This window comes from Flavobacterium sp. CF136 (genome assembly GCF_000282055.1).
Taxonomy (GTDB): Bacteria; Bacteroidota; Bacteroidia; order Flavobacteriales; family Flavobacteriaceae; genus Flavobacterium.
Window position 1 is genome coordinate 1 of sequence record NZ_AKJZ01000084.1, and the last position, 21,422, is coordinate 21,422.

At 32.6% G+C, this 21,422-nt stretch carries 20 protein-coding genes, 1 tRNA gene, 1 other RNA gene and 1 pseudogene; 8 read left to right on the top strand and 15 right to left on the bottom strand.

The features are described 5' to 3' along the window. Nucleotides 1-204, top strand: a pseudogene (locus PMI10_RS19255) (hypothetical protein); the annotation flags it as partial. A 278-nt stretch (nt 205-482) separates the two neighbouring features. Here the strand turns inward: PMI10_RS19255 and ssrA are convergent. After that, nucleotides 483-878: a transfer-messenger RNA gene (gene ssrA, locus PMI10_RS21930) on the bottom strand. Between the two features lie 68 nt (nt 879-946). Continuing rightward, the gene (locus PMI10_RS19260; protein WP_035632321.1) at nt 947-2,149 is read right to left on the bottom strand and encodes a serine hydrolase domain-containing protein; all 1,203 of its coding nucleotides are present in this window, start codon (nt 2,147-2,149) and stop codon (nt 947-949) included. A 241-nt stretch (nt 2,150-2,390) separates the two neighbouring features. Between PMI10_RS19260 and PMI10_RS19265 the strand changes: the two genes are divergently transcribed. Further along, nucleotides 2,391-3,593 carry an NAD(P)-dependent oxidoreductase gene (locus PMI10_RS19265; RefSeq protein ID WP_007810922.1) on the top strand — a complete coding sequence of 401 codons (1,203 nt, stop codon included), beginning with the start codon at nt 2,391-2,393 and terminating at the stop codon, nt 3,591-3,593. 123 nt (nt 3,594-3,716) lie between these two features. On the opposite strand, the gene PMI10_RS19270 is transcribed toward PMI10_RS19265, so the two are convergent. From PMI10_RS19270 to PMI10_RS19280, 3 genes are all read right to left on the bottom strand, one after another. Continuing rightward, entirely contained in the window at nt 3,717-4,949 is a 1,233-nt protein-coding gene (locus PMI10_RS19270; RefSeq protein ID WP_007810923.1) for an RsmB/NOP family class I SAM-dependent RNA methyltransferase, read from the bottom strand. Nucleotides 4,950-5,096: 147 nt separating this feature from the next. Next, complete coding sequence (locus PMI10_RS19275) at nt 5,097-7,061, bottom strand: KUP/HAK/KT family potassium transporter (protein WP_007810924.1); 1,965 nt, start codon at nt 7,059-7,061, stop codon at nt 5,097-5,099. A gap of 135 nt (nt 7,062-7,196) precedes the next feature. Beyond that, on the bottom strand, nt 7,197-8,534 hold the full coding sequence (locus tag PMI10_RS19280) for a hypothetical protein (protein ID WP_007810925.1): 1,338 nt from the start codon (nt 8,532-8,534) through the stop codon (nt 7,197-7,199). A 119-nt stretch (nt 8,535-8,653) separates the two neighbouring features. Here PMI10_RS19280 and PMI10_RS19285 point away from each other — a divergent pair, with 119 nt between their 5' ends. Then, nucleotides 8,654-9,715, top strand: a complete 1,062-nt coding sequence (locus PMI10_RS19285) for a WD40/YVTN/BNR-like repeat-containing protein (protein WP_007810926.1) — start codon at nt 8,654-8,656, stop codon at nt 9,713-9,715. Between the two features lie 72 nt (nt 9,716-9,787). Here PMI10_RS19285 and PMI10_RS19290 read toward each other — a convergent pair whose 3' ends face one another. From PMI10_RS19290 to PMI10_RS22370, 5 genes are all read right to left on the bottom strand, one after another. Continuing rightward, nucleotides 9,788-10,249 carry a hypothetical protein gene (locus PMI10_RS19290; protein WP_007810927.1) on the bottom strand — a complete coding sequence of 154 codons (462 nt, stop codon included), beginning with the start codon at nt 10,247-10,249 and terminating at the stop codon, nt 9,788-9,790. A 16-nt stretch (nt 10,250-10,265) separates the two neighbouring features. Further along, entirely contained in the window at nt 10,266-10,679 is a 414-nt protein-coding gene (locus tag PMI10_RS19295; RefSeq protein ID WP_007810928.1) for a hypothetical protein, read from the bottom strand. Between the two features lie 33 nt (nt 10,680-10,712). Next, the gene (locus PMI10_RS19300; protein WP_007810929.1) at nt 10,713-11,255 is read right to left on the bottom strand and encodes an RNA polymerase sigma factor; all 543 of its coding nucleotides are present in this window, start codon (nt 11,253-11,255) and stop codon (nt 10,713-10,715) included. Nucleotides 11,256-11,319: 64 nt separating this feature from the next. Beyond that, nucleotides 11,320-12,459 carry an SRPBCC family protein gene (locus PMI10_RS19305; RefSeq protein WP_007810930.1) on the bottom strand — a complete coding sequence of 380 codons (1,140 nt, stop codon included), beginning with the start codon at nt 12,457-12,459 and terminating at the stop codon, nt 11,320-11,322. Between the two features lie 191 nt (nt 12,460-12,650). Further along, on the bottom strand, nt 12,651-12,839 hold the full coding sequence (locus PMI10_RS22370; protein WP_007810931.1) for a hypothetical protein: 189 nt from the start codon (nt 12,837-12,839) through the stop codon (nt 12,651-12,653). An 81-nt stretch (nt 12,840-12,920) separates the two neighbouring features. On the opposite strand from PMI10_RS22370, the gene PMI10_RS19310 reads away from it, so the two are divergent. Next, a complete protein-coding gene (locus tag PMI10_RS19310; RefSeq protein ID WP_007810932.1) occupies nt 12,921-13,301 on the top strand; it encodes a nucleoside triphosphate pyrophosphohydrolase family protein in 381 nt (126 codons plus the stop codon). 255 nt (nt 13,302-13,556) lie between these two features. On the opposite strand, the gene PMI10_RS19315 is transcribed toward PMI10_RS19310, so the two are convergent. Further along, the gene (locus PMI10_RS19315; protein ID WP_007810933.1) at nt 13,557-14,627 is read right to left on the bottom strand and encodes a branched-chain amino acid aminotransferase; all 1,071 of its coding nucleotides are present in this window, start codon (nt 14,625-14,627) and stop codon (nt 13,557-13,559) included. A gap of 310 nt (nt 14,628-14,937) precedes the next feature. Here PMI10_RS19315 and mnmD point away from each other — a divergent pair, with 310 nt between their 5' ends. Continuing rightward, nucleotides 14,938-15,603, top strand: a complete 666-nt coding sequence (mnmD, locus tag PMI10_RS19320) for a tRNA (5-methylaminomethyl-2-thiouridine)(34)-methyltransferase MnmD (RefSeq protein ID WP_007810934.1) — start codon at nt 14,938-14,940, stop codon at nt 15,601-15,603. Between the two features lie 165 nt (nt 15,604-15,768). After that, a complete protein-coding gene (locus tag PMI10_RS19325; RefSeq protein ID WP_007810935.1) occupies nt 15,769-15,966 on the top strand; it encodes a hypothetical protein in 198 nt (65 codons plus the stop codon). A 209-nt stretch (nt 15,967-16,175) separates the two neighbouring features. Here PMI10_RS19325 and PMI10_RS19330 read toward each other — a convergent pair. From PMI10_RS19330 to PMI10_RS19345, 4 genes are all read right to left on the bottom strand, one after another. After that, a tRNA-His gene (locus PMI10_RS19330) sits at nt 16,176-16,249 on the bottom strand. Nucleotides 16,250-16,326: 77 nt separating this feature from the next. Then, a complete protein-coding gene (gene bshB1 / locus PMI10_RS19335) occupies nt 16,327-17,043 on the bottom strand; it encodes a bacillithiol biosynthesis deacetylase BshB1 (protein ID WP_007810936.1) in 717 nt (238 codons plus the stop codon). A gap of 122 nt (nt 17,044-17,165) precedes the next feature. Beyond that, the gene (locus PMI10_RS19340) at nt 17,166-18,236 is read right to left on the bottom strand and encodes a chorismate-binding protein (RefSeq protein WP_007810937.1); all 1,071 of its coding nucleotides are present in this window, start codon (nt 18,234-18,236) and stop codon (nt 17,166-17,168) included. Between the two features lie 9 nt (nt 18,237-18,245). Continuing rightward, complete coding sequence (locus tag PMI10_RS19345) at nt 18,246-18,674, bottom strand: PaaI family thioesterase (protein WP_007810938.1); 429 nt, start codon at nt 18,672-18,674, stop codon at nt 18,246-18,248. A 126-nt stretch (nt 18,675-18,800) separates the two neighbouring features. On the opposite strand from PMI10_RS19345, the gene PMI10_RS19350 reads away from it, so the two are divergent. Next, on the top strand, nt 18,801-20,315 hold the full coding sequence (locus tag PMI10_RS19350; RefSeq protein ID WP_007810939.1) for a right-handed parallel beta-helix repeat-containing protein: 1,515 nt from the start codon (nt 18,801-18,803) through the stop codon (nt 20,313-20,315). A 340-nt stretch (nt 20,316-20,655) separates the two neighbouring features. Beyond that, nucleotides 20,656-21,422 (top strand): HNH endonuclease signature motif containing protein (locus PMI10_RS19355; protein ID WP_007810941.1); only part of this gene is annotated, 767 nt, incomplete at its 3' end.

The window sequence follows — 21,422 nt, forward strand, 5'->3', positions numbered from 1 at the left end:
GGTCAAAAAGCCACTTTTGTCCTTAAACCAAAATTGTATTGGGGTATTGCATCAGAGATCCAGGAAAGTGAGTTAATCAATTCGGCAGTATTGAATACTGATAGCTTTTTCGAACAAGATTTGGAAGGGGTAACAGAAGTGAATATCTCCTTGAATGGAAATGCAGAAGAAGGATACACCTTCATGATAGATAGTCAGAAATAAAGTTCATAACTTGTTTATCTAAGTTGTAAAAAGAGAACGTATTCGATTGAGTAGCTACTATCGCCTCTTTAATAACAAACAGACATGTCTCCAAACATCAATCGTTAAGGATTGTGAACCAGTTTTTAGCTTCAAAGAAACAAATCCATCACAAATAAAAAGGTGATGGATTTTTATTGATTTAAACATTGAATTTTAGTAACCGAACTCCTTGTTAAGCCTTGATTTTGCTAAATATTTTATATAAAAAAACCCGAAAAAATATATTTTTTCGGGTTTTGTGGAGTCGCCGGGAATCGAACCCGGGTCCAAACAAGCAACTAAAGAGCTTTCTACACGTTTATTCCCTGATTGGGTTTTCGATGTTAAGCCAGGTCAGGAACAACCACTCAACACTTATCTTCTTAATTTCGAAATCCACCCGAAGCTCATGGAAATCTAGGTCTATTTTTACGGTTCCCCTATACTGAACGCCACAAACCAAGGCTTTCAAGGAGAATCCAGCTTCCCTATCTTATAGGGACGTGGCTAATCTTACTATAATTCGGATTATGCAGCTAAAGCGTAGTTATTTTCGCCGTGTAAAAGTGTAAGATCTTATATTTACGAGCAAGGTCTTAATGCTCGACGTGCTTACTTTCCAATTCGACTTGCTGTCAAAACCAGTCGACCCCAAAAATGAGTTTGCAAAAATATACAATTTGAAGTTAGTTTTGTAATAAATTTTGCTTAAAAAATAGCTTTATTCTTCATCTTTAAATTTAAACGGATAATCCCCAAAAACAGGAGCCAGTTTACGGACTGCGTAAGTCTTTCTGGTAAATTTATTCGATAAAGCTATAATGGTAACATTTTCTTTCATCAACGGAATGTAAGATGACGTATATCCGTGCCACCAGCCGTTATGAAAGTAAAAGTTCTGTCCGGTCTCCCAATTGATCATTCTGATACCTAAACCATAATTTTTTGCACCTTTACGCTCATTGCTGTAACCGGTATAAACCTGTTTTAATAATTCAGGCTTTAAAAAATCAGGTGAATTTCTGGCGCGGTCAAACTTTAATAAATCACGCGGAGTAGAAAAAATATTTTTATCACCATACACAGCATCCATATAATCCAATCCGATTTCTACATTATTTCCTTTGTATGACGGAACGATTGTTTTTCTGTCTTTTTCATAGTCAAAAACAAAAGTATGGGTCATTCCCAAAGGTTTAAAAATCATTTGAGTCATGGCCTCTTTGTAAGACAGACCTGTTATTTTCTCAATAATAAGCGCCAGCATGACATAGTTCGTATTGCAATACGCAAAACGAGTACCTGTTCTTGATTCTAACCCAATATTTTTAGTAGCCAGCAGCTCCAGAATATCCTTATTGGTCAATTGATTATGCCTGTCCCAAACCGATTTGTCCCTGTCTGTAAAATAAGCATAATTACGCATTCCGCTGCGGTGGCTCAATAACATTCGAACCGTACAATCAGGATAAGGAAAAGTTTTCAGGATTGTATTAACCTTTTGATCCAAATCTAATTTACCCAGATTTACTAATTTTAAAACTGCCGTTGCCGTAAGCACCTTACTTACCGAAGCAATATGAATCGGGGTATTGGCATCTATTGTAGTACCTTCATTTTTATCTGCGTAGCCATTATATCTTTCAAAAATAATCTGTCCGTTTCTGGCAACTAAAAAACCGCCGTTCATACTATTATTTGGCCAGTTTTTATTGTAAAAATGATTTATTCTCCCTTTAATAGAATTGACATAAGATGCCGGTAATTTTTTTTCAGGCCCCATAGGTATCATTTTACCCAGTGTATCTTTTACTTTTGGAGTGTTATCCTGATTGCTTTTTTTATCTTTTCCGCACGAACCTAAAACTAAAATTAGAAAAAGTATTTGTGGTATATTTGTTTTTTTAAGGAAGCTCATTTTCATCATTCTTTATAAACAAATATATAGAATTCAATATTTATGTTTTTAGGATTTTTACAAATCGAAAACTTCCATCTTAACATATCATTAACTTCTTTTTTTGTTAGTCGATTGTACATCAGCTTTTAACGGTTTACAATCATTAAAAATAAGAAAAAAGCAACAAAAATTTAACTTATTTTGTTATATTTGAAACAATTTTTATACAAAAAGTTATAATGATAAATACCCTAACCCACTATAAATGAAATTTGGAATTATAAAAGAAAGAAAAAACCCACCAGACAGACGTGTCGTTTTTTCTCCGAGTGAGCTCGCAAAACTTAAACAACTTTATCATGAAGCTACTGTTGAAGTAGAAAGTTCAGATATTAGGATCTTTCCGGATATCGAATACAAAACTATGGGGATTACTGTTACCGATGATGTTTCAGATTGTGATGTATTATTTGGTGTAAAAGAAGTTCCTGTTGAAAATCTGATTCCTGATAAAGCTTATTTCTTTTTTTCGCATACTATAAAAAAGCAACCCTACAATCAGAAATTATTGAAAGCTGTTTTAGAAAAAAATATTGATTTATATGATCATGAAACTATAGTAGACAGTCATAATCGTCGATTAATCGGTTTTGGAAAATACGCCGGTATGGTTGGTGTTTACAATGGAATTCGTGCTTTCGGAATAAAATTCGAATTATTTAAACTGCCAAAAGCAGAAACGCTTTCGGGAAAAGAGGCGCTGATTGCGCATTTGAAACGCATTACACTTCCACCTCTTAAATTTGTCATTACCGGAACCGGAAAAGTTGGGAGTGGCGCTCAGGAAATTTTAAAGGCAATAAAAGTAAAAGAAATTACGGTTGATAATTATTTGACTAAAAACTACACTCAACCTGTTTATGTGCAATTAGATGCTTTAGAATACAACAAACGAATTGATGGTCAGGTTCTTGATTTTATTGATTTTACATCACATCCCGAAGCCTATATCTCTGATTTTGAAAAATTCACCAAGGTAACTGATATTTATATTGCCGGGCATTTTTATGCGAACGGGGCACCAATGATTTTAACTCAGGAAATGCTGAATGCAAAAGATTGCAAAATAAGGGTTGTTGCAGATATTTCTTGTGATGTAAATGGTCCTATTGCCTGTACATTGCGCTCTTCGACAATTGCAGAACCTATTTATGGATACTGGCCAGGTGAAAATAAAGAAGTAGATGTTTTTCATCCGGCTGCGATTGTCGTGATGGCAGTTGATAATTTGCCATGCGAAATTCCGAAAGATGCCAGTGAAGGTTTTGGCGAACAATTTATGGAACACGTAATTCCGGCTTTCTTTAATGGAGATAAAGACGGAATCCTGGAACGCGCAAAAATTACCGAAAAAGGAAAATTAACTCCAAGATTCAGTTATCTGCAAGACTATGTTGATGGGAAGTAATTAATTATCAATTGTGAATTATTAATTATGATGTGTCCTTCTAAAAACTGACACAAAATTTCAATAAAAAAAGCCTTTAGAATTTTCTAAAGGCTTTACTTTTTTTTATGTCTTGAAATACATTTATGCAACTACATCATCTTTTTCTTTTCGTTCTAATAACGCCATATAAAATCCGTCGAAACCTGATTCTGAAGCCAAAATTTTTCGATCTTTTATAAGCTTAAATTGCTTTCCGATTTCAGTTTTAAGGAACTTTTCTACTTGTTCCTGATTTTCTGATGGTAAAACAGAACAGGTTGCGTAAACCAATTTCCCACCCGGTTTTACAATTTTAGAATAGCTTTCTAAAACTTCAGCCTGCACTTTACGAATATTATCAATAAACTCAGGTTGCAGTTTCCATTTTGCATCTGGGTTTCTTTTTAAAACTCCCAAACCGCTGCAAGGTGCGTCAATTAATACACGGTCTGCTTTTTCGTGTAATTTTTTGATCACTTTTGTAGTGTCAATAATACGATATTCGATATTGAATGCACCGTTTCTTTTAGCTCTCAGTTTTAATTGTTTCAGTTTGCTTTCATACAAATCCATTGCAATCAATTGCCCTTTGTTTTCCATTAAAGAAGCAATATGAAGCGTTTTTCCACCGGCACCGGCACATGTATCTACAACACGCATCCCAGGTTTAACATCAAGAAAACCGGCAACTAATTGTGAATTGGCATCCTGTACTTCAAAAAGACCTTGCTTAAATGCATCCGTCAAAAATACATTGGCTCTTTCTTTTAAAACCAAAGCTTCAGGCTGATCTTTTAAATATTCTGTTTCAATATTTAAATCCATCAACGTGTTTCTTAAGCTTTCTTTGGTTCCTTTAAGTGTATTGGTTCTTAAAATAACTTTTGCAGGCTGGTTCTGAGCCGCAATTTCTGTAGCCCAAACCTTTTCTCCTAATTCTTTCACACCCAATTCATCCATCCAGTCGGGAATAGATTCTTTTAAGGCCCTAACTTTAGAAAGTTCATCAAAACGTCCTTTTATTTTTCTTTCCGGTGTTCCTTCCAATTGTCTCCAATCCGGAATTGGATAACCTCTAAGAACGGCCCAAACAGCAAACATTCTCCATAAATTATCTCTGTCAAAAGGTTCTTTAACTTCGGCAATTTCGGCATATAATCGTTTCCAGCGAACAATTTCGTATATGGTTTCAGCAACAAACTTCCTGTCAGAACTTCCCCAACGTTTGTCTTTTTTTAAGGCTCTTGCTACCACTTTGTCTGCATATTCTCCTTCATTGAAAATAGCGTTTAATGAATCGATGGTAGTATAAACTAAATTTCTGTGTAATCTCATTTTAAATATTTGAGTTGCAAAGGTACTATTAATTGATTGAAAGTTAAATTTTTAATTTTGATTGTTATTTTGACTTTCACTAAAAAGAAAAAAAACACTCTAATAAGTTTAAAAGAGTGTTTTCTGAATTTATTTTTGGAATAACTTTTATTTTATAATTCTCGTTAATCCTATATTTTCCGGAGCATGAAGCACCATAGGGAATTTCTCTATTTTCACAGAACTGCTGTCTAAACCAAAAGCACTTTCTTCAGATAAACTTAATTTTTTAATTAAGAAATACGAGTTCATAATTATTTTTTCATGCCATAATAAATCGGAATCATTAGATAAGAATTTTTCAGATAATACAAATTTGAAATCTCCGACAATATTGTTTTTATTCAATGATTCGTAACGACTGGTAATATCAACTTCTCCATTTTTTACCATATCACGAATAACTTCCCTAAACATTAAATTGATTTTAGTAGGTTCCCTGAATCCCAAATTAAAGTCGATTCTGTAAATATCATCTTTGGCAATTTCTGTTACTTTATATTGTGTTTTATAAGGCTCAGTTAAAATATTTACGTGTACAAACCAATAAATATCAGCTCTTTTTGGGCGTTTCTGCAAAATAGAATACATAACTTTTTGCTCTAATTCATCGACACGATTCGCATTGGTCATATAAACTAAATGCGTAGCATATTTTGGAATAGACAAATCTTCACTCAATTCCATCAATACTTTCTTATAATCATCAATCTTGATAATTTTAGTGTAACTTTTGTTAATTTTCTTAGCCAAAAACCATATCGTCATTACAGCAATCAACAAAGTTGCAATAATTAAGGTTACATAACCCCCTTCTGCAAATTTGGTAATATTGGCAAACAAAAAACAGCCTTCGATTATTAAATAAATTGTAATAAGAGGAACCATAAAATATAGTTTTACTCTTTTCATGATTAGATAATAATTCAGTAAAATGGTTGTCATAATCATACATAATACAATTGCAAGACCATAGGCATGTTCCATATTACTTGATTCTTCGAAGTGCAAAACGATTCCTACACAACCAAAAAACAATAGCCAGTTAATTGACGGAATGTATAATTGCCCTTTAACTTCGGTAGGGTATTTAATCCTTACTTTTGGCCAGAAATTCAATCGCATTGCTTCATTTATCAAAGTAAATGAACCGCTAATTAATGCCTGAGATGCAATTACAGCTGCTAAAGTTGCTATAACGATACCTGCTGGCTGAAACCAGTCCGGCATAATCAGGTAAAATGGATTTCCGTTTTCACCTCCTAATGTCTGTAATGTCTGTCCTTCATGATGAATTAAATATGCCGCCTGACCAAAGTAGTTTAAAACTAAAGTCAATTTGACAAAAATCCAGCTGATTCTAATATTTTTTCTTCCGCAGTGCCCCATATCAGAGTACAATGCTTCTGCTCCCGTAGTACATAAAAATACAAATCCCAATACAAAAAAACCATCAGGATGTATTTTTAATAAATGATAGGCATAATAAGGATTAATTGCTTTTATAACTTCCGGATGATCCAGAATTTGAATAACTCCTAAAGTTCCCAGCATGGCAAACCAGATTAACATCATTGGTGCAAAAAACTTACCAACCAGCCTGGTACCAAATTGTTGAATAGTAAACAAAACAAACAAAATTCCGATAACGATAGGAATTGTATTAATTTCCGGATAATATGTTTTTATACCTTCTACAGCTGATGATACTGAAATTGGCGGTGTAATAATTCCGTCAGCTAATAAGGCACTACCTCCAATAATTGCGGGTACAATCAGCCATTGAATTTTTGTTTTTTTAACTAATGCATATAATGCAAAAATTCCGCCTTCACCGTGATTGTCTGCACTTAAGGTAATAAGTACATATTTTATTGTTGTTTGTAAAGTCAGGGTCCAGAAAACACATGAAATACCTCCTAAAACAATATCTGCATTAATCATATGTTCGCCAAGTATGGCTTTCATTACATATAACGGAGAAGTACCAATATCTCCATAAATAATTCCTAATGTGATCAATAATCCCCCAATAGACAACTTACTGTGTAAGTTTTTATGCGATGCGTTCATGTATGTTTTTATAAAAGACGGTTGCAAATTTACTGTTTTAAAACAAATTAGCGTCAATTATAAGTAAAAAGATAAAAAAAAGCACAATCGTTACATTGTGCTTTTTTTTTACCTTTAATCTATGCTATTTTCAACTTAGCCTCTTCTGCCTCCGTTGCCTCTTGAATTTGAATTATTTTCTCTCGAAGATTGATTTCCTCTTGATTCCTGGCTTGCTCTTGGAGCTTCAGAACGTTGCGTATTTTGTGGTCTCGCTTCGCTATTTCTGTTTTCAGAACCTGATCTGTTTTGAGAGTAACCCCTTTGATTATCTGTTCTTTGAACAGGAGCAGCAGTTGTGTTTGTATTCATTCTGTTCTCTGAATTTCCTCTTGAAGTATTCATTCTGTTTTCATTAGAATATCCTCTTGACTCAGTTCTTTGAACAGGAGCAGTCGTGTTTGTATTCATTCTGTTCTCTGAATTTCCTCTTGAAGTATTCATTCTGTTTTCATTAGAATATCCTCTTGATTCAGTTCTTGAGGAATTTTCAACTCTTACAGGATTGTTAACTCTTCCTGAATTATCATTATCTCTGCCATAAGCTACCCTATTTGTATTATAATTTCTGTCAGATGTATTTCTGTTTTCAGCATAATTTCTGTTTGTACTTCTGTTGTCTGTACTCCAATTTCTTCCTGAATTTGATCTGTTATTGTTATAACTGTTATTTCTATTAGATTCTCTGCTTGCAACACGTCTTTGATCTAACTCATATCTGTTATTAATATTAGAATGTCTTTGCGAAAAACTATAGTTAGGATGTTGTCTTTCATAACCATAACAACGTCTTGATGCATACAACACCGGAGCTCTGTAACTTCTTCTATGATTCACATAATTATAATGATTGTTTACGTTGATACAAACATTGATATTATTTCTATATCTGAAAATTGGAAAAGGTCTCCAGGCAACATAGTATGTAGGGTAGAAATTCCAGGCCCATGTTGAATAATAAGGTCTGTAGTTAGTAACCCAGAAGGATGTATAAATAACCGGAGTTACATTATAAACAGGCTCATAAATGTAATTATCACCATATAAATAAGTATTACCCACAACCTGAACAGATACCTTATTATAATTATCCCTTTCAACATCTATGGTCGCAATATCCTGATAAACATCACGATCAAGTACAGATTGAATTATAATTACGTGAGTCCTGTCTTCTACAGATTCAATAACACGTAAATAATCGACCTGGTCATCATTATTCAGGTCAAGATTTGATATTTGATATTTTGGATCATTTAAACGTCTTTCGAAATCCTGAAGGTTAGCTGATTCTCCAAATATTGAAGCAACAGCACGAAGATCTAAATTATCACTGATATCTGAATTTTTTGCATAAACAGTAGTTTGGCTTTGTGCTTCGAATGAACTAAAACCTAATGCTAATAACGCTATAAAAAGTAGTTTGGTTTTCATGACAAATCATATTAAGATTAATATTGTGAGGTATCCAATTACTGTGCCAGAAAAAAAACAAAATATATTTTACATGTTATAAATAATTGTAATTTAGCAACAACTAAATCTTAAGCTATATGAAAAAGGTAATGTTATTTTGTTGCGTTTTTATTTTATTTATATCCTTTAAACCATTGAATGATAGTAACAAAAAAACTTTTTATGGTGGTTTTACCTCAATGCAAACAGACACCCTGTTTCAGGACAAAATTAGTATTAGGGCCATTTCTATTGATAAAAATAAAGTTTGGTATGGTGCAGATAATTCTCGGTTTGGATACTATGATTTGGATAAAAAAGAAAAATTTGAAGAGCATATTTATCGTGATACTTTAAAACTGGAATTCAGAAGTATAGCGCAGACTTCGAAAGATGTTTTCTTATTAAGTGTTGGTAATCCTGCATTACTTTATTCCGTTTCTAAAAAAACACAAAAAGTAAAATTAGTCTACAAAGAAATCAACGAGAGGGTTTTTTATGATAGCATGCAATTCTGGAATGATAAAGAGGGAATTGCTATTGGCGATCCAACAGAAGATACTTTTTCGATCATTATAACCCGTGATGGAGGAGAAAACTGGACAAAAGTATTATCAGATAAATTACCAACAAATACCAAAGGCGAAGCAGCTTTTGCAGCCAGTAATACAAATATTGTTATAAAAGGAGATGATACGTGGCTAGTTTCAGGAGGAAAAAAATCACGAGTTTTTTATTCTCCGGACAAAGGTAAAACCTGGAAAGTAATTGAAACTCCTATTATTCAGGGAAAAACAATGACAGGTATTTTTACAGCTGATTTTTATGATTCAAAACATGGATTTATTGCCGGTGGCGATTATGAACTTCCAAACAAAAAATCTGATAATAAAGCTTTTACTGCTGATGGGGGAAAAACCTGGCAGCTAATAGGTCAAAATATGGGTTTTGGATACGCTTCATGTGTACAGTATGTTCCAGGAGGAAATGCTAAAGAAATTATTTGTGTTGGCTCTGAGGGAATTCAATATTCTCAAAATGGCGGTGAAAACTGGACACAATTATCTACTGATTCAAGTTTTTTTACGATTCGTTTTGTTAACAGAAATACAGCTATTGCCGCTGGTTACAATAAAGTTGTCAGACTTCGCTTTAAATAGCTAAAATAACAAGACCCCTAAATAATAAAGTAAGTATTATTATATAGGGGTCTTATCGCTGTTGTTTCTTTTTTAATTTTGGCTTTTTGCTTTATCCCGATATTGTTTCAGTAATTTTCGGTTAAAATCATCTTCTGATTTTTTAAGCTTTAATATTTTTTTTGCCGAAAGGATCTTTTTAAGGTTCGTCATATATTTTTCACGTAAAAAATACAATTCCTTATCTGTACTTTCTATTTGCGATAAAAGAATAACAGCCTCTTTTTCTGAAATCGAATTGATATTATCATCATCCAGTTTACGCAAATACGTTTTCATTTTATCATGGCGCAATTCAAATTGCTTATCATCAAAAGCATTATAAACGGGCCAGAATTTTTCGGCTTCTGTAGAAGTAAGTTCCAGTTCAGTTGTTAAAAACGAAACTTTATAAGCTTTAATTTTCTCGCGCTTTTCGTCTATCTTATCACTTTGTGCATAAAATGAAAAACTAACTAAAAACAGAAGTATTGGAAGTATATTTTTAATTTTCATCTTTTTAAATTTTATTTTATTCTGAAATTAAATTTTCAATATTTGGATTCGAAGATAAAATATCTTCAAGGGTTTCCTGCTCAAGGGCAACATTTTTATTAAGTCCTTCAATATCTTTTGTATCAAGCTGATTAATTAAATCGTACTGATTTAAATTTGACTGGTATGATAAATAAGTTTCTAAAGATGCCTCGTCAAATTCTTTGGATGTATTATTATAATTATTTATTATCGGAATCATTAATCCAATAACAAATACAGCTGCAACCAGCATAGCAATAACCTTTTTACGTTTGTAAAGCGGAATCACCTTCACTTCGGTCTCGTTAATTTGCTGTAAAACTTTTGCCGAAAAATCATCAAAATAATAATCCGGAGTTTTAAATCCAGTTGTTATCTTCGGTTCGTTTTCTAATTTAAATGCTTTCATAATGTCTATAAGATATGTTTTATAACAAAAGGTTTAATTTGATGTAACATATAATTCAATTTTTTTTACCGCATGATGATAAGAGGCCTTTAATCCTCCCACCGAAGTTCCAAGGATTTCAGAGATTTCCTCGTATTTTAATTCTTCAAAATACTTCATTTTAAAAACCAACTGTTGCTTTTCGGGCAAGGTAACAATCGCTTTTTGAAGTTTTATCTGAATTTCATCACCATCAAAAAAAACATCGGCTTTTAGATTATCAATGGCTTTATTTTGCAAAGCTTCTGATGTTATCCCGTTTAATTTTGCTTTTTGATTCAAAAAAGTCAATGCTTCATTGGTTGCAATACGATACATCCAGGAGAAAAGCTTGCTCTCGCCTTTAAAATTTTTTAAATATTGAAACACTTTGATAAAAGTATTCTGCAAAACATCATCGGCATCATCATGATTCAAAACAATATTCCGAATATGAGAATACAAAGGTTTTTGATATTCTGACAAGAGTGTTTGAAACGCAGTATTTTGCGTTTTAGGATTTAATAATTGTGCTATAAATTCCTTCTCGTTCGTCAAGCTTTATTATTTATCTTGTTTGAATGAATTTATTACAAAAGGTTTAATCAGCCCTTACTTTTTTTTAGAATTCAGATTGCTCTTCTTCCGGAGTTGTTTTTGTGGCAGGTTTTTCTGCAGGTTTTTTTACTGTTGAGTCGTCTGCAACAGGTTTGAAAACAGGAACCTTAACAACCGGAATAACTTTAGGAATAACCGGATAGTAAATTTCTGTTACCAATTTTGAGGAACTTTTAACGTCTAATTTACCTGCTGTTAAAATTTCAAGATGCGACCAGCTTAAATCCGGAACTATTTTTTCATTATTGATAAAAGCTGTTGTTTTTGCAATTGCTTCATTAGTATGTGAATAATCACCATTTAAAGTAGTTTTCACAGCATCAAAACTGTTTAATTTTCCAGACAAAATATCACTTCCCGGACTTATCAAAATTTCTTTATTTATTGGTAAGCAAATAGATATTTTAGCCAAATTGGTTCTGGTATCATAAGTATGGTAAATTATAAAAGGCTTCCCTTTTGCAAATAAATTATTATCCTTGCTAAATTCTATCAACTTTGGAATAACTACCCGGGCATTTTTATTTACTTTTTGAATCTCGCTTGTAAAAGTTTGTTTGATATAAAAGGTCTCTGTTTTTTTGACAAGCCCATTTACTTTTATAGCATATGTTTTAGTTTCATAATTTAAATTTTTATCAATATTCGCAAGGCTTTTTTCATACATTGTTCCTATTATTTTATCGGAACCACCATTTAAAACAGTATAAATTTTAAACCAAAAACTCATCTCCCCTTTGGCTTTCCAGGTAACCTTTGTTTTACCTGCCAGAGTATCCTTAAATATCCAGTTAACATCTGCTTCTGTGCCGTCGAAATTCATTTTTTGATGAATACTTTCTCCCTCTTTTGTTTGTAATGTAATTGCATTTCCTTTTGCTTCAACGCCTTCCCAGGAAAATGAGGCACCATTCCCTGATGTTTTTTCCGAAAATGACATTTTAATTGCAGGGTCTTCAACCGCCCACGATTCAAAATCTTCAAAATTTCTAAAATCGTTTACATAATTATATACTGTAGCCCTTGGTGAATTAACAACTTTACTTCGCTCAACGGTAAAAATACCTTTTTGGGTAGCAACAAAAACACTTAGAGCAACTAGGCTTAATAACGATAAAAGAAACAGATATTTTAAAATCTTCATTGTGTAGGTTATTTGGAGTCGTAAAGTTATAAATTTTATTACTAGTGTCACGAATAGCAAAATAATAAAACTATACTTTTTTTATTATATTTTGTTCAAAGAGATGTCTAAATAAAACTATTTTGAAGAAGTTTACACATAAATCACCATTTCTTGTTTTACATTTTAAATATAGAAATAATTTTCCGGAATTACCTTTTAAAAAAGAACTTGATTACAAACAAAATAGCAATAAAAAGCAGAAAAGTGATTAATACTTTATAATTCCCTTTGTAGAAAATTTTATGCAAGGCAAGATCTTTTCGATAGGCAAAAATCATTACGATTACAAATGAGATAAAAAAACAGACTGCGAATATTAATTGTCCCTGACTAAACATAGTTGAAAATTATTTTTGACAAATTTAGAGAATTGTATACGAATAGTTGCTAATTTGGCATTTCATTTAATCAATAAAATCATGAAGAAACAAATAGATGCAGTAAAAGAATTTCATACTGCTTTTAAAATAGGACATAGCGAAACGCCAATTGCTGATTTGGGCGAAACTAAAAAACAACTTCGTTATAACTTAATGAAAGAAGAAAATGAAGAATACCTTGAAGCCGTCCTGCAAAATGATTTAGTTGAAATTGCTGATGCACTTGGAGATATGATGTATATTTTGTGCGGCACAATTATCGAACACGGTCTGCAGGATAAAATTGAAGCGGTTTTTGATGAAATTCAACGCAGCAACATGAGCAAACTGGGAGAAGACGGACAGCCTATTTATCGCGAAGACGGAAAAGTCATGAAAGGCCCAAATTATTTTAAACCTGATTTTTCGAAGCTTTTGTAAAATAAGATTCTTGTGTAGTTTAAACACATGGAAACATAGCTTTTGAATATGCAAAGAAAAAAGACGTTTTTACTTATCTGAATACACATAGCTATAGCTATCTGCAAGAAACATGTATCTTTTGCATTCTTTTTTGAACACATTAAAATCTATGTTTCTATGTGTTAAAATATTTTATACTATATCTAATAGAATAAAAACAGAAAACCCGACAACTATTAAGCTGTCGGGTTTGTTTTTATAATTGTCTTTTATTTATTGAACTTTAACGGTCCATCCAAAAGTATCTTCAGCAAGTTTATTTTGAAGATTTGTTAGTTTTTCTTTTAAAAGAGAAGCATATGAATTCTCGATTGGAGCCATTTCATAATACACATCCTTGTATGAGAATCCTTTGATAACGCTTACAACTGCTGCTGTACCGGCGCCAAAAATTTCTTTTAATGTTCCATTTTTAGCAGCTTCTACTAATTCTGAAACAATAACAGGACGAACCTCAACATTAAGTCCTTCTTTTTCAGCCATAGCAATTAAACTCTTTCTGGTAATACCGTCCAAAATTCTTTCACTTGTCGGAGCGGTCAATAATGTATCATTTATTCTAAAAAACACATTCATTGTTCCGGCTTCTTCCAGTTTTGTATGCGTTGCATCATCAGTCCAGATTACTTGTTGGAAACCCTCTTTATTAGCCAAATTTGTTGGATAAAATTGCGCAGCGTAATTTCCAGCCGCTTTTGCAGCTCCAATTCCACCATTAGCGGCCCTACTGTAATGCTCAGCAATAATTACTTTTACTTCACCTGAATAGTATGATTTAGCAGGAGAAAGTAAAATCATAAATTTATACTCATCTGATGGATTAGCTACAACTCCAGGACCAGTAGCAATCATAAAAGGACGGATATACATACTGCTTCCATTTCCTTTTTGAATCCATTCCTGATCTAATTTCAATAATTCATTCAAACCATCCATAAAAATAGCTTCAGGCACTTCGGGCATAGCCATACGAACTGCTGAATTATTAAAACGTTTGTAATTTTCATCAGGTCTGAATAACCAAACATCATTATTATCATCTTTATAAGCTTTCATCCCTTCAAAAATTGCTTGACCATAATGAAAGACTTTTGAAGAAGGGTCCATTAAAATTGGAGCATAAGGCTTAATGACCGGTGATTGCCATTCTCCATTTTTAAAATCACATTCAAATAAATGGTCTGTAAAAACAGCACCAAAGCTTAAGTTTTCAAAGTCTACTGCGCTTATTTTTGACGAAGTGGCTTTTCTGATTTCAATTTTGTTTGTTTGAGTTGTACTCATGATAATTAATAGTTTTATGTAATTTCCACACCTTAAAAATCTATTATAAAATGATAATATGATATAAAATAGATTTTATTGAATGCAAAATTAAGTAAAAATATATAATTTACTTGCTAAAAAAACAATAATTACCTCATTTAATTGAGATTTATTTATCTTATAATAAACTTAAAAATTTAACTGGTTTTTATAAGGATTTTGTGAAAAAACTGTGATTTTTTAAGGCTTTACGCATTTGTTTTGATTAAATTTGACATATTAATATATCAATGAAGTATCAAAATCGCATTGTAAAATTCAAAATTTAATGAAAAGAGAAATTATTAAAACGTTAGATGGCTCAACTACAATTCATTTACAGGAATGGGACGAATGTTATCATTCGAAACACGGTGCGATTCAGGAAGCTAAACATGTATTTATAAAAAATGGGCTTAATCTGTTTGAAGGTAATCCGGTAAGCATCCTTGAAATTGGTTTTGGGACCGGCTTAAATGCTTTTATTACTTTTTTAGAATCGAATATAAAAAATCAAAAGATTAATTATGTCGGAGTTGAAGCGTATCCGGTTGAAGCGAAAGAGGTTTTGGAAATGAATTATGTTGAAGAATTAGACGCTGATACTTATAAAGATGTTTTTCAGAAAATGCATGAATGTGAATGGAACCAGAAAACTCAAATCAGTCCTGATTATTCGTTAACGAAACGGAAACAATTTTTTGATGAAATAAATGATTTTGAAATTTTTGATTTAATTTACTTTGATGCCTTCGGATATCGGGTACAACCAGAATTATGGAGTATCGAAATTTTCCAGAAAATGTACAATAGTTTAAAACAAAATGGTGTTTTAGTAACTTATGCTGCACGGGGAGTTGTTAAAAGAAATATGATTTCTGTTGGGTTCACAGTTGAAAAATTAGCAGGCCCTCCGGGAAAACGCGAGATGTTCAGAGCATTTAAAAAGATTTAAATCAGTTATTTAGAATAATTCTATATTGATTTATATGCACTAAGAAAACGTATTCGTTACTAAAAATTTTAAAAAAATAAGTTAAAAAGAGCTTTTATATGTGATATTTGTTTAAATTTGACCCGAGTTTAAAAATAGAGATAACCCCCAAAATCTTATTTTATTATGTCAAAAATGATGTTTGATTACACGAAATCAATACTTGAGAGAGTTAGTTTCGACCCGGTACTTTTTTATAAAGAATTAGAAAAAGCTATCAGAACACTGTTACCTTACGAAATGGAACAATTGCAAGAATGGTTATTAAACTTCATAGTTGGAAAACCAGAATTAAAAGAATGTTTACTATTAGTTAAAGTATAAACAATAAAGACTGTCAAAAATGGCAGTCTTTTTTTTGTTTTCAGGTAAAGTAGTTTTAGTTTTTTTATTATTCAGTACAAAATTTGTACATCGACAACTTACTTAACTCCTAAATATTTTTAGGAATAAGACATTTATTCTATAAATCATCGCATAAAAGTTGACTCCACAAAAAAAGCCCTGAATTTCTTCAAGGCTTTAAATTCCTGGGTGGCTGACCGGGTTCGAACCGGCGACCCGCGGCACCACAAACCGCTACTCTAACCAACTGAGCTACAACCACCATTTTGCTTACGCGGTTGCAAATATACAACTAATGTTTACTTCCACAAATAAAAAATACAAAAAAATAAAAGGATTTTAATGCAAATCCCCTAAGCTATTGACTGCCAAACATCTTTCGACAGTAAAACCTTCAGCAAAATCTGCACCAACTAACCGTCCTAAGTCCTGCGCACGGTAATTCAGGCTCTCCAGGAAATTTTTGCTTGTTATTGGCGTAGCCGGTTCCTGAGAATCCGGATCATAAAATTGTGTTTTATAAGCCAAAATTGCTTCTACCTTCTGCTTTTCAAAACCCGTAATATCTACTACAAAATCAGGTACCAGGTTTTTCCACTGAATGTAGTGATATACGATTTTTGGCCTCCACGCTTCCTGATTCACTCCATCAATTGAAGTTTCTATTTTCATTAATCCGGATAAAAAGCAAGCATCAGAAACTAATTTACTTCCTTTTCCGTGATCAATATGGCGGTCATCAATAGCATTGCATAATACAATCTCAGGTTTATATTTCCGAATCATTTTAATGACTTCCAACTGATGCTTTTCGTCATTTACAAAAAAACCATCCCTCATTGCTAAATTCTCACGAACTGAAACCCCCAAAATTTTCGCTGCGGCTTTTGCCTCTTCATCTCTAATTTCAGCTGTACCACGAGTACCCAATTCACCACGGGTTAAATCAACAATCCCTACCTTTTTACCAAGGGAAACCTCTTTTAAAATAGTACCCGCACAACCTAATTCAACATCATCGGGATGTGCGCCAAAGGCTAATATATCTAACTTCATATCTATCAATTTCAATGTCAAAAATCAAATTCAATTTCAAATTGAAAATACTAAAATCCAATTTTTGTTTTTTCTATATTCTTTACTCTATTCTCTATTCTCTATTCTCTATTCTCTATTTTCTATTCTCTAATATTCAAAACTCTTTTCATCGTCATTGATTTGTTCGCACTTTCCTCCCACTCTTTTTCAGGAATACTCTCTTTGGTAATGCCACAACCCATATACAAAATGGCTTTATTTTCCTTGATTTGCATGCTGCGTAAATTTACAAATAAATCAGAGCTTACAGACTTATTGGCAAAACTGCTGTTTAATTCTCCCAGAAAACCTGTATAAAAGGTTCTGTCGTAATTTTCGTTTTCCAAAATAAATGCTTTTGCTTTCTTCTTTGGCAAACCACAAACTGCAGGCGTTGGATGTAATGTATCTATTACTTCTTCTAAAGTTGAATTATCCTTTAAAACTCCTGAAATATCCGTTTTTATATGCCAGATAGATCCGGCTTTAATATTATACGGTTCTGTAACCACAACAGATGTAGCTACTTCTCGCAATCTCTTTATAATAAAATCGGTAACATATTGCTGTTCGTCTTTTTCTTTTTGCTGCCAGGAAATTTCCTCTTCCAAAGTTACTTTCTGTGTTCCTGCCAAAGCTGTTGTTTCAAAAACATTCCCACTGGCTTTTAATAATTGCTCTGGGGTTGCCCCCATCCAAAGTCCAATTTTCGGATGAAAAAAACAATACGTAAAAGTCGTAGGATACAATTGAATTAAATGCTTAAAAGTGGTTATAAAATCAAATTTGACTACATCTACTATTTCACTTCTGGATAAAACCACTTTTTTGAATTCTTCATTTTTAATAGCCTGAATGCCTTTTTCCACCAAATCCTCGTATTGAATTTTAGCATCGGAATCAAAACTTAAATCCTCTGTTTCAACAGCATTCATAGTCACTTCTAATTGTTTGGCACTTATGATTTTCGATTCATTTTCCGGAATTAAAACCAGTTGCTTTTCATCAAAGGAAGCAAAAACAAAACCTTTTTCACTGTAATCTGAAACTTCATACAAAGTTTCATTTTGCTGTAAATATGCAAAAATACTGGACGAATTAGGTTTGGAGTAGATTACAAAAGGTAAATTTTGTTCCTGATGTTTTCTTATTGTAGAAAAAAAGTCATTCATATGTTCTGGTTAGTTTTTCTTTTTTTCTAAAACAATATTGGTTAGTTTGCAAAGTGAAATCAGGTTTCCGGATTCATCAGTAATTTTAATTTCCCACAAATGCAGGCTTCTTCCTTTATGAATGATGCGTGCGGTACCGAAAACTATTCCTTCCCTGATACTTTTTAAGTGATTTGCCGAAATCTCAATTCCGCGTACCTCCTGTTCTTTTGAATTAATAAAAAAATGTGATGCAGCACTGCCTACGCTTTCCGCTAAAGCAACCGAAGCTCCTCCGTGCAACAATCCCATGGGCTGATGAACAGATGGATTTACAGGCATTTTGGCAACTAAAAAATCTTCTCCGGCATCTATATATTCTATTTTTAGCGTTTCCATCAAAGTGTTTTTAGAAAACTCATTGCAGTATGCTAAAATTTGTTCTTTGGTATGATTCATTAAAATTGGCTTTAAAATCGTAAAATTAAAGAAAAGATAAGACACAAATTAGAAAAAGCAATTCTAAAATTAAAAATCGACCTTCAACATATAAGTTTTTTGTTATTTTTACAGAAAAACAATTCAATGCGTCATTATTTTGTACTCTTTATTCTCGGAATACTTTTAGCTACTAGTTCATGCAGAACTGATTTTGATACCGTTGCCAGCAATGGTGATTTAAAATTCTCAAAAGACACCGTTTATTTAGATACTGTTTTTAAAAACATTGGCTCAAGCACATACAATCTCAAAGTATACAACCACAGTAAAAATGATATTAATATTCCTGTTATTCAGCTAAAAAACGGTTTAAGTTCAAAATACAGAATGACTGTTGACGGAATGACCGGAAACAATGGCAAAATATTTAATGATGTAACACTCTTAGCCAAAGATAGTTTGTACATTTTTATCGAAACTACTGCGGATATTACAGATGCTGATCCCACAGATTTTTTGTATACTGATGAAATTCAGTTTGACAGTGGCACAAATCTTCAGAAAGTAGCCTTGGTGACGCTAATTCAGGATGCTGTTTTTTTATATCCTAAACAGTTTTCTGACGGAACATCAGAAACCATTCAAATAGACGACAAACCTGTTGACGGATTTTATTTGGATGAAAATGATGCTGTAAACGGAAATGAATTACTTTTTACCAACCAAAAACCATACGTAATTTATGGATATGCGGGAGTTCCTGAAAATAAAACAGTTGTTTTTGAAGCTGGTGCAAGAGTCCATTTTCATGCTGATTCCGGACTTTTAGTTTCTAAAAATGCTTCGTTACAAATTAACGGAACAGTATCAACAACTGAAAAGCTGGAAAACGAGGTTATTTTTGAGGGTGACCGTTTAGAACCTGATTTTTCTGATGTACCGGGACAATGGAATTCTATTATTCTGACTAACGAAAGTACGAATCACTTGATCAATCATTTAACACTTAAAAATGCTAAAATTGGTTTATCGATTCAAGGACAGGACGCAACCACTATTCAATTAAAAAATACACAAATTTATAATTGTTCTGAATATGGAATTTTAGCTAAAAATGGACATATTAATGGAGAAAACCTGGTCATTAATTATTCCGGTTTAGCAGGTTTATCCTGTGTGTATGGCGGAAATTACATGTTTACGCATTGTACCTTCAACAATAATTGGTCGGGCGGTGAACCGGTCGCTGTCAACCTGAGTAACAGTCTGACTGGTGCAACTCCTGAAACCAATGGTTTAACTCAGGCAACTTTTAATAATTGTATCATTTATGGTTCAAATACTAATGAATTCAATTTAGATAAAAATACCAATGCCGCATTTGTATATCAGCTGAATAATTGCCTGATAAAATTCAGAAGTTCAAACGCGAACCCTGATTATCAGTTCAGCACTGATCCAACACATTACAATCAAATTATTTTAAATCAGGATCCTAAATTTTATAAGGTTTCACAAAATAAATTTAATATTGACAATACTTCCGGTGCTTTCGCAAAAGGAAATCAGACGTATAGTATTCCTTTAGATATTATAGGCAGCACCAGAACTTCTCCTCCGGATTTAGGAGCTTATCAAAGTGCCGCTTTTCCGAAGTAATTTTGGGTTTTACCATAGTATGATATTAAGAAAATTTAAGTTTTTCTGAATAAATGGCGCGTATATTTTGCAAATTAAGCAGATTTTCGCTAATTATTTATAAGCTGCCTTTCTCAAATGAAATGGCATCATTTATATAATCTAAAAAAATCCAAGCATTTTTTTATTATTTCCTTAAAAAAATCAGCCGTAAGAAAATATACCTAAATTTAAACATCTCTTAACGCAGCGTATTCATAAAAGCAGTAAATTTGGCGCGTCATTAAATTAATATTCTAAAAATCAATTTGTTGAAATTTAATTTATATGATTTATAACCCCAAATCTTCAACTGTTTTTTATGAAAAAAAACTACACTTTCTTATTATTATTATTTTTTACGGTATGTTTTTCTCAAATTCCATCCGGATATTACGACACGGCAACCGGAACTGGTTACACCTTAAAAACACAATTATACAACATTATTAAAGGACATACCGACAATGGTTATGCAGGTTTGTACACTACTTATCAAACTTCTGATGTCGATAATTTTTATGAAAATGACGGAACTGTTTTAGACATGTATTCTGAAAATCCATCGGGAACAGATCCTTATAATTATAGTATCGGAAGCACACAAAGATGCGGTAATTATTCAGCCGAAGGCGATTGTTATAATAGAGAACATATCATTCCACAATCTGTTTTTAATGAGCAATCACCAATGGTTGCTGATGCCCATTTTATTACACCAACAGACGGAAAAGTAAACGGAATACGCTCTAATTATCCCCATGGAACTGTGAGTTCAGCAACTTATACTTCTCAAAATGGAGGAAAACTGGGATCAAGTTCTGTATCTGGATATTCAGGAACCGTTTTTGAACCTATAGATGCATTTAAAGGAGATATTGCCAGAATGTATTTTTATTTTGCAACACGTTACGAAAATACTGTTGCCGGCTATTCATATGCGATGTTTGATGGTTCCAGCAATAAAGTTTTTACAACAGCTTTCTTAAACGTTCTGTTAGCCTGGAATTCACAGGATCCTGTAAGCGCAAGAGAAATTGCCAGAAACAATGCGATTTATGCACGTCAAAACAACAGAAATCCATATAT